Source organism: Bradyrhizobium sp. CCGUVB14 (assembly GCF_024199935.1).
Lineage (GTDB): Bacteria > Pseudomonadota > Alphaproteobacteria > Rhizobiales > Xanthobacteraceae > Bradyrhizobium.
The window spans coordinates 4,027,402-4,041,097 of record NZ_JANADS010000001.1; the positions used below are offsets into that span (position 1 = coordinate 4,027,402).

Genomic DNA, 13,696 nt, shown 5'->3' on the forward strand with positions numbered 1-13,696 from the left:
CACCTGTGACGCAGCTCGATCTCGCCATTCGCGGCGGCACCATCGTGACGGCCAGCGACGAGTTTCGCGCCGATATCGGCATTCGCGATGGCCGGATCGTCGCCATTGCCGATCATCTCGAAGGTGCGGCGCGCGAAATCGACGCGTCGGGATTGCTGGCGCTGCCGGGCGGCATCGACAGCCACGTCCACATCTCGCAGGCCCAGGGCCCCGACGTCGTGATGGCCGACGATTTTGCCTCGGCGACACGGGCAGCCGCGGCCGGCGGCAACACCATGGTGTTGCCCTTTGCGCTCCAGGAGAAAGGGACGTCGCTGCGCACCTGCGTCGAAAACTACCGCAAGCTCGCGGAAGGCGAGTGCTACATCGACACCGCCTTCCACCTCATCATCTCCGACCCGACCGCCGTCGTGCTTGGGCAGGAGCTGCCGGCGCTGGTCAAGGACGGCTACACCTCGTTCAAGGTCTTCATGACCTATGATGACCTCGTACTCAACGACAAGCAGCTGCTCGAAGTGTTCGATGTCGCGCGCCGCGAGGAGGCGCTCGTCATGGTCCATTGCGAGGGCTACGACGCCATTCGTTTCCTCACCGCCAAGCTCGAACGAGAAGGCCACATCGCGCCCTATTATCACGGCACTTCGCGACCCCAGGCCGTCGAACGCGAGGCGACGCATCGCGCCATCAGCCACGCCGAGGTGATCGGCGTTCCCATCATGATCGTTCATGTCTCGGGGCGCGAGGCGATGGAGCAGATCCGGTGGGCCCAGCAGCGCGGCCTGCCGGTGCATGCGGAGACCTGCCCGCAATACATCACGCTGACGGCCGACGACATGAAGGGGCTGAACATGGACATCACGGGCGCGAAATACGTGTGCTCGCCGCCGCCGCGCGATGTCGAGAGCCAGCAGGCGATCTGGGAAGGCATCACGTCGGGCGTATTCCAGACCTTTTCGTCCGACCACTGCCCATTCCGCTACGACGATCCCAAGGGCAAGCTGACGCCGAATGCCCGCACCTCGTTTCGCTGGGTGCCGAACGGCATCCCCGGCGTCGAGACACGGCTGCCGATCTTGTTTTCCGAGGGCGTCTCGAAGGGACGTATCACGCTGCAGAAGTTCGTCGATCTGACCGCGACCAACCACGCGCGCATCTACGGCCTCTATCCGCGGAAGGGCTCGATCGGTGTAGGCTTCGACGCCGACATCGTGTTGTGGGACCCGAAGCTCACGAAGCCGATTCGGCAGGCCGACCTGCATCACGGCTCCGACTACACGCCCTGGGAGGGTTTTGATGTCACCGGCTGGCCGGTCACGACGATCGCACGCGGGCGGGTGGTGTACGCGCAGGGCAGGATCGTCGGCGGCAAGGGCGCGGGCGAGATCCTGAGCCGTGGCAAGTCCAGCCTCGTGTGACGGCAGGCGGTCGCGCGCTGTGCTATTTTGTGGTCACGGCGCGCGCCGACAGCGTGACGACACACATCAGTGCAGCGAGCATCCAGAACGCCATCGGGAGTCCGGCGGCGTGGGCGATAAAACCGATGCCGGCGGGGCCAAGCAGAACACCGGCATAGCCGGCGGTGGTGATCGACGCCACTGCGAGCCCCGTGGGCATCGCGGTCTGCGTCGCCGCACCGCGGAACAATATCGGCACGAGGTTCGAGGCGCCGAGGCCGATGAGCAGGAAACCGGCGATGGCAATGGCCTTGCTCGGCGCGAGCAACAGCACGGCGAGGCCCGCGACGGCAAGCAGGCTTCCTCCGACCAGCGTGGTGCGATCGCCGATGCGTGCGACGACGACGTCACCGCCGAGCCGGCCGACGGTCATTGCGATCGAGAACACGATGTAGCCGATCCCGCCCTGCGCCTCGCTGACGAGGCCCGTGCCGATGACGAGCAGCGCGCCCCAGTCGAGCATCGCGCCTTCGATCAGGAAGGTGATGGCGGCCAGCAGCGCCAACAACAGCACGATGCCATGCGGCAGCACGAACAGCGGTCCCTCCTGCGCCTGTGCTCGGCGCAGCAGGCGCGGCGCGGCGAGTGCCATCGCGATCAGCATCAGCACGGAGCAGATCAACGCGCTTGCGAGCGGTCCGAGATGAACCGACAACAGAGCCGTCATCACCGCGGATCCGGCAAATCCGCCAATACTGAAGAGCGCATGAAAGCCCGACATCAGCGGCTCGTTCGCCGCGCGTTCGACCTCGACGGCATGGATGTTCATGGCGACGTCGATGGAGCCGAGCGCCGCGCCGAAGGCGAGGAGCGCCAGCGCCAATGTCATGGGCGTACCGGCGATGACCAACAGCGGCAAGACCAGGGCGAGGCCGATTCCGCCGCCGATGATGATAGGCTTGGTGCCGTAGTGTGCGCTCAAGATGCCGGTTGCGAGCATCGCGACCACCGAGCCGATGCCGAGGCTGAGCAGCAGCAAGCCTAGGACCGCGTCATCAACCGCGAGCCGCTCCTTCGCGAACGGCACCAGCGGCGCCCAGCAGGCGAGCCCGAAGCCGGCGACCAGGAACGAGAGGCGCGTGGCGAGCCGCGTCGCCGGCCGGTCGGCTGAAGTCATCGGTGAAACTCCGGGAGGAGAACGAAGCGCGCGATCGCGGGGAGGGTGGGTGCTTAGACCATCAACCAGGAGCGAATGCCAGAGTTCCGCCGTCGCAGCGCGTTGACGAATTATATCATCTTGATGTCGTTCCGCGCGCCGTCGCTGCGAGCGTGGCCGCTCCGCGCACTCAGAGTATTCCAATTTACCGAAATTCGGATTTATCGCTATGTCGCCCGTCCCGATCCATCCAAAATCGGTGGTCGTAACTTTGCGGAGCATTTTGGCGATGGGGCGTAGAACCGGGGGGCTGAGCTGACCGCTGTGCATAGCTCGTAGGCATCCGGCGACCCCGCACGGCCGCTTGACGCCTGCAAATTATACAGACGATTCCAAGGACTCCGATTGCAGTGCAGCGGATGTGACGATTTGCGCCGAAAAATCCGTGGTGCGCCGCACGTTTCTCGCGTGGGCTTCCCACATTCGCGTGCCCACTTCACGGGCAATACGGCCGCCGAGCAGGAGGGACGATGTGACAGAACGGCACGAAAGCTGCTTGGGTGGAAAAACGGCGCGGGGCCGCGTTATGCTGCGCGCGCCGACCCGCCATTGAAGCTGCGATCGCCAGCCTCGCCAAAAAAGTCGTCAAGAAATCAGGACATCGCTGATGCGTATCGTCACAGTTGCCGCCGCCCAGATGGGTCCGATTCAGAAGGCCGACAGCCGCGAGGCGGTGGTCAAGCGCATGATCGCGCTGATGGACGAGGCGAAAGCAAAAGGCGCGGATCTGATCGTCTATCCGGAATTGGCGCTGACGACGTTCTTCCCGCGCTGGTACGCGGAGGACCGCGCCGACTTTGACAGCTGGTTCGAGCGTGAAATGCCGAACGCAGCGACCAGGCCGCTGTTCGAGCGCGCCGCGCAGCACCAGATGGCGATGAATTTCGGCTATGCCGAGCTGACGCCCGACGGCCGCCACTTCAACACGGCCGTTCTGACCGACAAGGCCGGCAAGATCGTCGGGAAATACCGCAAGGTCCATCTGCCAGGCCATGTGGAATATGAGACGCATCGGTCGCACCAGCATCTGGAGAAGCGCTATTTCGAGCCGGGCGATCTCGGCTTCAACGTCTGGCGCGAGCTGGGCGGCATCATCGGCATGGCGATCTGCAATGACCGCCGCTGGCCGGAGACCTATCGCGTCATGGGCTTGCAAGGCGTCGAGATGGTGCTGATCGGTTACAACACGCCGTCGGTGAATGCGGAGCGAAGCGAAGAGGGCGTCGAGAAGCGCCTGTTTCATAATCGCCTCTCCGTGCAGGCCGGCGCGTATCAGAACGCGACCTGGGTGGTCGCGGTGGCCAAGGCGGGCGTCGAGGACGGCCACGCATTGTTTGGCGGCAGTCTGATCGTCGATCCCAACGGCGAGATCGTTGCCGAAGCGAGGACCGAAGAGGACGAGCTCCTGGTCTATCCGTGCGATCTCGATGCCACCGCCTTCGGCAAAACCACGATCTTCAACTTTGCACAGCACCGCCGCATCGAGCATTACGGCCTGATCACCAGCCGTACCGGTGCGGTGCCGCCGGAGAAATGATGCCGATGGTCGCTCTGCAAACCGGCAATCATTTCGCTCAGGCCTATCACGGAGTGCCTCATGACTGAACCCACTTACGATCTGATCATCCGCGGCGGCCGCGTCGCCACCACCACCGATGTGTTCGAGGCGGATGTCGCCATCTCCGGCGAGACCATTGCGGCCATCGGCCGCGGGCTTCCGCCGGCCAAGCGCGAGATCGACGCACGCGGCAAGCTGGTGCTGCCAGGCGGCGTCGACAGCCACGCGCATATCGAGCAGCTGTCTGCCGCCGGCATCATGAATGCCGACACGTTCGAGAGCGCGACGGTGTCGGCGGCCTTCGGCGGCACCACCACGGTGATCCCGTTTGCGGCCCAGCATGTCGGGATGAAGTTGCCGCAAGTGGTCGAGGACTATCACGCGCTCGCCAGGAAGGGCGCCGTGATCGACTACGCCTTTCACATGATCGTTGCGGATGCGACCAGGGAGACGGTCGAAGAGCATATTCCCGCGCTGGTGAAGCAGGGCCACGCGTCGATCAAGATCTTCATGACTTACGACCGGCTCAAGGTCGATGACGAGCCGCTGCTCGACATTCTTCTCGCGGCTCGCCAGTCCGGCGCGATGCTGTGCGCCCATGCGGAGAACCACGGCATCATCGCCTGGATGGTCAAACGGCTGCTTGCGCGCGGCTACACCATGCCGAAGTACCACGCCGTTAGCCACGCGCGTGTGTCGGAAGCCGAGGCCTTCACACGGCTGATCGGCATGGCGGCGCTGATTGACCAGCCAATCATGATCTTCCATGTCTCGACCGCCGAGGGCGCGAAGGTGATCCGCGAGTCACGTGGGCAGGGGCTGAAGGTTTTCGCGGAGACTTGTCCGCAATATCTGTTCCTCACGGCCAACGATCTCGACAAGCCTGGCGTGGAGGGAGCCAAGTGGATGTGCAGCCCGCCGCCGCGCACGCATTCGGACCAGGAGGCGCTGTGGCAGGCGCTGTCGCTCGGCGATCTCCAGACGATCTCTTCGGACCACGCGCCGTATCGTTACGATGAGACCGGCAAGCTGCGCGCCGGCCCCAATCCGAATTTCAAGCAGGTCGCGAACGGCCTGCCGGGACTGGAGCTGCGGCTGCCGCTGCTGTTCGACGCGATGGTGTCGAAGGGGCGGCTCGGCCTTGAAAAGTTCGTCGAGCTGACCGCGACGGCACCTGCGAAGATCTACAATTTGCATCCGCGCAAGGGCTCGATTGCGATCGGCGCGGATGCCGATATCGCGATCTGGGATCCCAATCGCGAGACAGTCATCGCGGACGAGATGATGCACGATCTTGCCGGCTACACGCCGTTTGCGGGCCGCAAGCTGAAGGGATGGCCGGTGTCGGTGCTCTCGCGCGGCCGCGTGATCGTCGACGGCGACAAGTGTCTCGCCAGCGCGGGTAGCGGTAAATTCCTGGCGCGGAGCGGCGGCGAGGCGGCAAAGCCGACCGGCCGGCTCGTGGCGGACATGGATCCCGAGCGGAATTTCGGAGCAAGACTGCTGTGATCGCGGACCCGGGGGCGCGATGAAGATCGTCGTCTTGGGTGCTCCTCGAACGGACCAGGAGCTCGCGCCGTCCTGGCGCGGTCTCGTCCGTGCTGCTGCGCAGCGACGGGCCAAAAGTCGATGAGAACCGGCTGGCGGACACGCGGTTACTGGCATACCATTTGCACGCTAATGGGCTCTGTTTCACCTGCCCTTGGCCAATGAACGGCCGGCATCACGGCATTACTGGGAGGAATTCATGGATCGCAGGACCGTATTGAAGGGACTGGCTGGCGCGGGCGGTCTGGCATTGTCGGGGGGCATCTCGGCGCCGGCGATCGCGCAAGGCGCTTCGGCCCGGACCCTGCGTTTCGTGCCGCAGGCCAATCTCGCCAATTTCGACCCCATCTGGGGCACCCAATACGTCGTGCGCAACGCGGCCGCGATGGTCTGGGACACGCTCTACGGCATCGATTCCTCGTTCCAGCCGCAGCGGCAGATGGTCGAGTCCGAGGAGGTGACCGACGACGGCACGACCTGGACGTTCAAGCTGCGGTCGGGGCTCAAATTCCATGACGGCGAGCCGGTGCTGAGCAAGGACGTTGTTGCAAGCCTCAATCGCTGGGCGGCGCGCGATCCGATGGGTCTGATGATCAAGGCGAACGAGCAGGCGCTCACGGCCGTCGACGACCGCACCTTCAAATGGGTGCTGAAGCAGCCTTTCCCGAAACTGCTGTTCGCGCTCGGCAAGAACAACGCGCCGGTTGCCTTCATCATGCCGGAGCGCATCGCGCAGACCGACCCGTTCAAGCAGATCACGGATTATATCGGTTCCGGTCCGCTGAAGTTCGTCAAGGGCGAGTGGGTCCCCGGCGCGAAAGCCGTGTTCGAGAAATTCGCGGACTATGTGCCGCGGCAGGAGAAGCCATCCTGGCTGGCCGGCGGCAAGCAGGTGATGATCGATCGCGTCGAGTGGATCATCATGCCTGATCCGGCAACCGCGGCGGCCGCGCTGCAGAATGGCGAGATCGACTGGTGGGAGAACCCGATCGCCGATCTGGTCCCGGTTCTGAAGAAGAACAAGAACATCAGCGTCGATATCGGCGACCCCCTCGGCAATATCGGCTCGTTCCGCATGAATTTCCTGTATCCGCCCTTCAACGACGTCAAGGCGCGGCGCGCGGTGCTGATGGCGATGAGCCAGGAAGACTACATGCGTGCAATCGTCGGCGACGACAATTCGCTGTGGAAGTCGCTGCCCAGCTTCTTCACGCCGGATACACCGCTCTACACCGAAGTGGGTGGCGATATCCTGAAGGGCAAGCGCGACCTCAGTGCTGCCAAGAAGCTGCTCGCCGAGAGCGGCTATTCCGGCCAACCGGTGACCTGCCTCGTCGCGCAGGACCAGCCGATCACCAAGGCCATGGGCGACGTGACCGCGGACCTCCTGAAGCAGCTTGGCATGAACGTCGACTTCGTCGCGACCGATTGGGGCACGGTCGGCGCGCGTCGTGCGGTGAAGACGCCGCCGGGACAGGGCGGCTGGAACATGTTCCACACCTGGCATGCGGGCGCGGATTGCGTCAATCCGGCGCCCTACACGGCCATTCGCGCCACCGGCGACAAGGCCTGGTTCGGCTGGCCCACCAGCGCGGGCACCGAAAAGGAAGTCAGCTCGTGGTTCGAGGCCAAGAACCTCGACGAGGAGAAGGCCGCCATCGGTCGTCTCAACAAGGCGGCGATGGATGACGTCGTCTACGCGCCGACCGGCTTCTTCCTGGGCTACACCGCGTGGCGCAAGAACGTCTCCGGCGTTGCCAAGGGACCTGTGCCCTTGTTCTGGGGCGTGTCGAAGTCCGCATGATCCTGCGCTGAGGCCAGATGCTCTCCTATATCCTCCGGCGCATCGTCTCCACCTTGCCGGTGATGGCGATTGTCGCATTGTTCGTGTTCAGCCTGCTCTATATCGCGCCGGGGGATCCCGCCGTGGTGATTGCGGGCGACCAGGCAAGCCCGGAGGATGTGGAGCGCATCCGCCAGGGCCTCGGCCTCGACCGTCCCTTCCTGGTCCAGTTCGGAAGCTGGGTCTGGCGCATCCTGCACGGTGATCTCGGCACTTCGATCTTCACCAACTTGCCGGTGTCCGCGATGATCGGGCAGCGTCTCGGACCGACGCTGTCGCTGATGACCGTCACGCTGCTGCTCACAATCGTGGTCGCGGTGCCGCTGGGGGTGCTCGCGGCATGGAAGGCGGGAAGCTTCATCGATCGCGCCATCATGGCGTTCGCGGTGTTTGGCTTCTCGTTGCCGGTCTTCGTCGTCGGCTATGTCCTGGCCTATGTCTTCGCGCTGGAGCTCGAATGGCTTCCGGTGCAGGGCTACACGCCGCTCACGGAGGGTTTTTGGCCGTGGCTGCAAAACCTGATCCTGCCGGCGATCGCGCTCGGCTGTGTCTACATCGCGCTGGTCGCACGCATCACCCGCGCGACCATGCTCGAAGTCCTGCAGCAGGACTATATCCGCACCGCACGCGCCAAGGGGATGGGGCAGGGTGGCATCCTGTTCATTCACGCACTCAAGAACGCGGCGGTGCCGATCGTGACCGTGATCGGGATCGGCATCGCGCTCCTGATCGGCGGCGCGGTCGTGACGGAAAGCGTGTTCGCGATCCCCGGTCTCGGCCGGCTCACGATCGATGCGATCCTGCGGCGCGACTACCCCGTCATCCAGGGTATCGTGCTGCTGTTCAGCTTCGTCTACGTCCTCGTCAATCTGATGATCGACGTCACCTACACGCTCGTTGACCCGAGGATCCGCTATTGACCGATACGACCGTTAGTCCGCAGTCGCTTCCTGCCGGCCTCGTCCTCGCACCGCAACTGCCCGACATCCTTCGGCCGGTGAGGATCCGGCGCGGTTTCCTCGGCTTCCTGCGTGGCCATCCAACGGTCGCGATCGGTGGTGCGCTGCTGCTCGCGCTGATCCTGATTGCGGTGTTCGCGCCCTATCTCTGGACGGTCGATCCGACTGCGCTCGCACCAGCCAAGCGCACGCGCGCCCCGTCTGCCGCTTTCTGGTTCGGCACCGACGTGCTTGGCCGCGATATCTATTCGCGCGTGCTGTTCGGTGCGCGGGTTTCGCTCACGGTCGGCCTCTCGGTGGCGGTGCTTGCCTCGGCCGCCGGGCTCGCCATCGGCATCGTCTCCGGCTTCATCCGCTGGGCCGACGGCATCTTGATGCGTTTCATGGACGGGTTGATGTCGATCCCGCCGATCCTGCTGGCGATCGCGCTGATGGCCTTGACGCGCGGCAGCGTCGGTAACGTCATTCTGGCGATCACCATTGCAGAGATCCCACGTGTCTCGCGCCTGGTCCGCAGCGTGGTGCTGTCGCTGCGCGAGCAGCCCTATGTCGATGCCGCGGTGGCCTGCGGCACGCGCACGCCGATGATCATCCTGCGCCATATCCTGCCCAACACGCTGGCGCCGATGCTGGTGCAGGCGACCTATATCTGCGCCAGCGCCATGATCACCGAGGCGATCCTGTCGTTTATCGGCGCCGGCACGCCGCCGACCATACCGTCCTGGGGCAACATCATGGCCGAGGGCCGCGCCCTGTGGCAGGTCAAGCCCTACATCGTGTTTTTCCCGGCGGCGTTCCTGTCCGTCACCGTGCTCGCCGTCAACCTGCTCGGCGATGGTCTTCGCGATGCGCTCGATCCGCGCATGGCCAAGAGCCTGTGATGCTGCGGAGCTGATGGCGATGGCGTTGCTCGAAGTCGAAAACCTTCAAACCCACTTTCGTACCCCCAGCGGCATCAACCGCGCGGTCGATGGCGTGTCGTTCCATGTCAACGAAGGCGAGACGCTCGCCATCGTCGGCGAGTCCGGCTGCGGCAAGTCGGTGACCTCGATGTCCCTGATGCGGCTGATCCCCGAGCCACCGGGCAGGATCGCGGGCGCCATTCGCTTCGCGGGCAAGGATCTCCTAAAGCTCTCGGATCGCGAGATGCGCGCGATCCGGGGCAACGATATCTCGATGATCTTTCAGGAGCCGATGACGAGCCTCAATCCGGTGCTGACGGTCGGTCGCCAGATCCGCGAGACGCTGATGATCCATCAGGGTCTGGACCAGCAGGCCGCCGAGGCGCACGCGATCGAAATGCTGACGCTCGTCGGCATTCCCGAGCCGAGGCGACGCGTGCGCGAATACCCGCACCAGCTCTCCGGCGGCATGCGCCAGCGCGTGATGATCGCGATCGCGCTTGCCTGCAATCCCAAGCTTCTGATCGCGGACGAGCCGACGACCGCACTCGACGTCACCATCCAGGCGCAGATCCTGAAGCTGATGCTCGATTTGAAACGCCGCGTCGGCGCGGCGATCATTCTGATCACCCACGATCTCGGCGTGGTCGCCGAGATCGCCGAACGGGTCATGGTCATGTATGCCGGCCGCAAGGTGGAGGAGGCACCGGTGGCCGAGCTGTTTCGTTCACCGCGCCATCCCTACACGCAAGGCCTCCTCGGTGCGGTGCCGAAGCTCGGATCCTCTCTCGCCGGTACGGCGACGCGGCTCGCCGAAATTCCCGGGCAGGTGCCCGATCTGCGCAAGCCGATCACCGGCTGCGTCTTCGCCGGCCGCTGCGCGCTTGCAACCGATCTCTGCCGGCAATACGCGCCGGGGCTCGAGGAAAAGGGGCCACGCCACATCGCCGCCTGCCATTACGCGGCCAAGGGAGCCATCGCGGCATGAGCCCTCCGCTGCTCCAGGTCAACGACCTCAAGAAGCATTTCCCGATCAACAAGGGCCTGTTCGGGCGACAAACCGAATATGTCTACGCCGTCGACGGCGTGTCGTTCGAGATTGCGCGCGGCGAGACCCTGTCGCTGGTCGGCGAGTCCGGCTGCGGCAAGTCGACGGTCGGCCGCGCCATCCTGCGGCTGTTCGACGTGACATCCGGCCAGGTGATCCTCGACGGTCAGCGTATCGACGACGCGCATCCGAGCACGATGCGTCAGCTGCGGCAACGCATGCAGGTGGTGTTCCAGGATCCGTTCTCGAGCCTCAATCCGCGCATGCGCGTGCGCGACATCCTGGCCGAGCCGATCCGCAATTTCGGCCTCGCCAAATCGGCGGCCGATCTCGAGACGCGCGTGACGGCGCTGATGGACACGGTGCGGCTGCCGCGGGAAGCGCTCAACCGGAGACCGCACGAATTCTCCGGCGGCCAGCGTCAGCGCATCGGCATCGCGCGGGCGCTCGCAGCCGAGCCGGAGCTGATCGTCTGCGACGAGGCGGTCTCGGCGCTCGACGTCTCGGTCAAGGCGCAGATCGTCAATTTGTTGCAGGATCTTCAGCGCGAGTTCGGGCTGGCATTGCTCTTCATCAGCCACGATCTCGCGATCGTCGAGCACATGACCCACCGCGTCGCGGTGATGTATCTCGGCAAGATCGTCGAGGTTGCGCCGCGCCGGGAGATCTTTGCGGCACCACGGCATCCCTACACCAAGGCCTTGCTCTCGGCGGTCCCGCTGCCGGAGCCGGGCGCCCAGCGCAATCCCATCATCCTCGGTGGCGACGTGCCAAGCCCGATCAATCCGCCGAGCGGGTGCCGTTTTCACACCCGCTGCCCGTACGTGTTTGATCGCTGCCGGACAGAGGAGCCGCAGCTTCGCTCCACTGAAGGCGAGCAATGGGTGGCGTGCCACCTCGATGCGCTGCCGGCGGGATGAAGAGCTAGTCGATACTGCCCAGCGCCCGGCGGATGGCGGCAAAGATGTCGCCGATCTGCTCCTCGGTGATGATCAGGGGCGGCGAGATCAGCAGGGTGTCGCCGCTGCTGCGGATCAGGATCCCGTCCTCATAGCAGCGGCCTGCGCATTCGGCGCCGCGCGCACCCGGCGCGCTCTCGCGCGGCTTCAGGTCGATTGCGGCCAGCAAGCCGATGTTGCGGATGTCGACGACATGGGGCAGGTCGCGCAAGCCATGCGCATGGTTCTCCCACGCCGGCGCGAGGCGGTGCGCGCGCTCGAACAGGCCGAGATCCTGGTACACGTCGAGCGCGGCGAGACCGGCCGCGCAGGCGAGCGGATGGGCCGAATAGGTGTAGCCGTGGAACAGCTCGATCGTGTTGTCCGGCCCCTGCATTAGCGCGTCATAGACCTTGCCGCTGGTGATGACGCCGCCCATCGGCACGGCGGCGTTGGTCATGCCCTTGGCGCAGGTGATGAGATCGGGCGTCACACCGAACGCATTGGCCCCGAAGGCGGCACCCAGACGGCCGAAGCCGGTGATGACCTCGTCGAAGATCAGGAGAATGCCGTGCTGGTCGCAGATTTCTCGCAACCGTTCGAGATAGCCGACGGGCGGTGGTAGCACGCCGCCCGAGCCGGTGACGGGCTCGACGATGACGGCGGCAACGGTGCTGGGATCATGGAGCTGCAAGAGCCTTGCGAGTTCGTCGGCAAAATGTGCGCCCCATTGCGGCTGTCCGCGCGAGAAGGCGGCATGCTCCGGATCATGCGTATGCGGGAGGTGGTCGACCTCCGGCAGTAGCGGACCGAAATCCCTGCGGTGGCGCACGATGCCGCTGACGGAGAGGCCGCCCCAACCCATGCCGTGATAGGCCTTCGCGCGCGAGATGAAGCGGATGCGGCCGGCCTCGCCGCGGGCACGGTGATAGCCGCGCGCGATCTTCAGCGCGGTGTCGACCGATTCCGAGCCGGAATTGGTGAAGAAGACATGGTCGAGCCCTGCCGGGGCGATCTCGGTGATGCGGCGCGCGAGCTCGAAGGCCGCCGGATGGCTCATCTGGAACGAGGAGACGAAGTCGAGTTTTGCGGCTTGCGCCTGGATCGCCTCGACGATCCTCCGTTGTCCGTGCCCTGCGTTGACGCACCACAGCCCGGCCATACCGTCAAGAATCCGCCGGCCGTCATCGGTGACGTAATGCATGCCTTCAGCGCCGACGAAGATGCGCGGCTTCGCCTTGAATTGCCGGTTCGGCGTCATCGGCAGCCAGAACGGCTCCATGGCCTCGCGGGTGAGGGGGCTGTTGGAGGAGGCGAGGGCACTCATGGTCATGACAACTCTTGTACGTGATCAGGTGGTTTTGGACGGAGCGGAGCTGGACGGGTTGCGCTTGAGTTTGGCGGCACTTTCGAGGTGTCGGCGCAGCAGCGCGGCTGCGGCCTCGTTCTGACCGGCTTCGAGCTGGTCAAGAATGGCGAGATGCTCGCGGCAGTTCACGACCACGCGCTCATAACCGAAGGTCCAATCATAGTTGCCGAAGCGACGCAGCCGGTTCTGCTGCTGAACGGCGACCAGCAGATAGCGGTTGCCGGATGCGGCCCCGAGGCCTTCATGGAAGGCGGCGTTCATCTCGTAGAGTGCGATGCTGAGCGTGTCGCTCCACGGCATCGCCAGCATGTCCTGATGGCGGCGGCGCATCTCGGCGGCCCAGGCCGGATCGAGCCGGAAGCCCGGCTCGAGCAGGCCGGCGGGCTCGATCAGCAGGCGGTAGCGATAGCTTTCGTCGCGCGCCTGCGTATCCCCGAGCGTCGGCTGGAAGCGCCAGCCATGCCCCGGCTTGCGCTGCACGGCGGCGACTTCGGCGAGCTTGGCGAGCACGCGCTGCACGACGGGCCTCGTCGCATCATAGCGCTGCATCAGATCGCGCTCGGACACCTCGTCGGGCAGCCGTTTGGCGCGGCGATCGCGCGCGATCGCCAGGAACAGGCGGTCGGTCTCGTCGGGGCTCGGCTTCGGCGGCGCCTTGTGCGGAACGGGAGGCGTGTCGGCGACGAAATAACCACGGCCCTCGCCGGCACGCACGAGCTTGCGCCGCGCCAGCAACTTCAACGCCGCGCGCACCGGCGTGCGGGAGACCTGGAGGCGCTCGGCAAGTGCGACCTCGGCAAGACGAGTTCCCGGCGCAAGCCGTTCGCTTCGGATCAGGTCGATGATCCCTGAGGATAATTCGCGCTGAAGCCGGCTTGGCGGCGCCTTTTCCAAGGCAGATTTCGCGGTCGAAGATTTTTG

The 13,696-nt window shown here is 65.0% G+C and carries 11 protein-coding genes; 8 read left to right on the forward strand and 3 right to left on the reverse strand.

Annotation, left to right across the window (positions count from 1 at the left end):
- Nucleotides 1-5 precede the first annotated feature (5 nt).
- Nucleotides 6-1,415, forward strand: coding sequence for a dihydropyrimidinase (gene hydA, locus NLM32_RS18535; protein ID WP_254130355.1), 1,410 nt, complete (start codon nucleotides 6-8; stop codon nucleotides 1,413-1,415).
- Nucleotides 1,416-1,437: 22 nt separating this feature from the next.
- Here hydA (NLM32_RS18535) and NLM32_RS18540 read toward each other — a convergent pair whose 3' ends face one another.
- Nucleotides 1,438-2,571 (reverse strand): MFS transporter, encoded by a 1,134-nt coding sequence (locus NLM32_RS18540; RefSeq protein ID WP_254130356.1) that lies wholly within the window; start codon nucleotides 2,569-2,571, stop codon nucleotides 1,438-1,440.
- A 646-nt stretch (nucleotides 2,572-3,217) separates the two neighbouring features.
- Between NLM32_RS18540 and NLM32_RS18545 the strand changes: the two genes are divergently transcribed.
- The 7 genes from NLM32_RS18545 (at nucleotide 3,218) to NLM32_RS18575 (ending at nucleotide 11,388) form a co-directional block, all read left to right on the forward strand.
- Nucleotides 3,218-4,147, forward strand: a complete 930-nt coding sequence (locus NLM32_RS18545; RefSeq protein WP_254130357.1) for an N-carbamoyl-D-amino-acid hydrolase — start codon at nucleotides 3,218-3,220, stop codon at nucleotides 4,145-4,147.
- 60 nt (nucleotides 4,148-4,207) lie between these two features.
- Nucleotides 4,208-5,677: a dihydropyrimidinase gene (hydA, locus tag NLM32_RS18550; RefSeq protein ID WP_254130358.1), complete on the forward strand. Its 1,470-nt coding sequence runs from the start codon at nucleotides 4,208-4,210 to the stop codon at nucleotides 5,675-5,677.
- A gap of 238 nt (nucleotides 5,678-5,915) precedes the next feature.
- Nucleotides 5,916-7,520 carry an ABC transporter substrate-binding protein gene (locus NLM32_RS18555; RefSeq protein ID WP_254130359.1) on the forward strand — a complete coding sequence of 535 codons (1,605 nt, stop codon included), beginning with the start codon at nucleotides 5,916-5,918 and terminating at the stop codon, nucleotides 7,518-7,520.
- A gap of 17 nt (nucleotides 7,521-7,537) precedes the next feature.
- The gene (locus NLM32_RS18560) at nucleotides 7,538-8,479 is read left to right on the forward strand and encodes an ABC transporter permease (RefSeq protein ID WP_254130360.1); all 942 of its coding nucleotides are present in this window, start codon (nucleotides 7,538-7,540) and stop codon (nucleotides 8,477-8,479) included.
- Nucleotides 8,476-9,399 carry an ABC transporter permease gene (locus NLM32_RS18565; RefSeq protein ID WP_254130361.1) on the forward strand — a complete coding sequence of 308 codons (924 nt, stop codon included), beginning with the start codon at nucleotides 8,476-8,478 and terminating at the stop codon, nucleotides 9,397-9,399. The genes NLM32_RS18560 and NLM32_RS18565 overlap by 4 nt, the downstream gene beginning before the upstream one ends.
- 19 nt (nucleotides 9,400-9,418) lie before the next feature.
- Nucleotides 9,419-10,408, forward strand: a complete 990-nt coding sequence (locus NLM32_RS18570) for an ABC transporter ATP-binding protein (RefSeq protein ID WP_254130362.1) — start codon at nucleotides 9,419-9,421, stop codon at nucleotides 10,406-10,408.
- A complete protein-coding gene (locus tag NLM32_RS18575; protein ID WP_254130363.1) occupies nucleotides 10,405-11,388 on the forward strand; it encodes an ABC transporter ATP-binding protein in 984 nt (327 codons plus the stop codon). The genes NLM32_RS18570 and NLM32_RS18575 overlap by 4 nt, the downstream gene beginning before the upstream one ends.
- A gap of 4 nt (nucleotides 11,389-11,392) precedes the next feature.
- Here NLM32_RS18575 and NLM32_RS18580 read toward each other — a convergent pair whose 3' ends face one another.
- Together NLM32_RS18580 and NLM32_RS18585 are read right to left on the reverse strand one after the other, a co-directional pair.
- Nucleotides 11,393-12,733 (reverse strand): aspartate aminotransferase family protein, encoded by a 1,341-nt coding sequence (locus NLM32_RS18580; protein ID WP_254135352.1) that lies wholly within the window; start codon nucleotides 12,731-12,733, stop codon nucleotides 11,393-11,395.
- Nucleotides 12,734-12,757: 24 nt separating this feature from the next.
- Entirely contained in the window at nucleotides 12,758-13,669 is a 912-nt protein-coding gene (locus tag NLM32_RS18585; protein WP_254130364.1) for a GntR family transcriptional regulator, read from the reverse strand.
- Between the last annotated feature and the right edge of the window lie 27 nt (nucleotides 13,670-13,696).

Excerpts from the sequence above, each read along its gene's own strand:
- NLM32_RS18540 (WP_254130356.1), bottom strand. The coding sequence starts at position 2,571 with ATGACTTCAGCCGACCGGCCGGCGACGCGGCTCGCCACGCGCCTCTCG.
- NLM32_RS18545 (WP_254130357.1), top strand. The coding sequence starts at position 3,218 with ATGCGTATCGTCACAGTTGCCGCCGCCCAGATGGGTCCGATTCAGAAG.
- hydA (WP_254130358.1), top strand. The coding sequence starts at position 4,208 with ATGACTGAACCCACTTACGATCTGATCATCCGCGGCGGCCGCGTCGCC.
- NLM32_RS18555 (WP_254130359.1), top strand. The coding sequence starts at position 5,916 with ATGGATCGCAGGACCGTATTGAAGGGACTGGCTGGCGCGGGCGGTCTG.
- NLM32_RS18560 (WP_254130360.1), top strand. The coding sequence starts at position 7,538 with ATGCTCTCCTATATCCTCCGGCGCATCGTCTCCACCTTGCCGGTGATG.
- NLM32_RS18570 (WP_254130362.1), top strand. The coding sequence starts at position 9,419 with ATGGCGTTGCTCGAAGTCGAAAACCTTCAAACCCACTTTCGTACCCCC.
- NLM32_RS18575 (WP_254130363.1), top strand. The coding sequence starts at position 10,405 with ATGAGCCCTCCGCTGCTCCAGGTCAACGACCTCAAGAAGCATTTCCCG.
- NLM32_RS18580 (WP_254135352.1), bottom strand. The coding sequence starts at position 12,733 with ATGAGTGCCCTCGCCTCCTCCAACAGCCCCCTCACCCGCGAGGCCATG.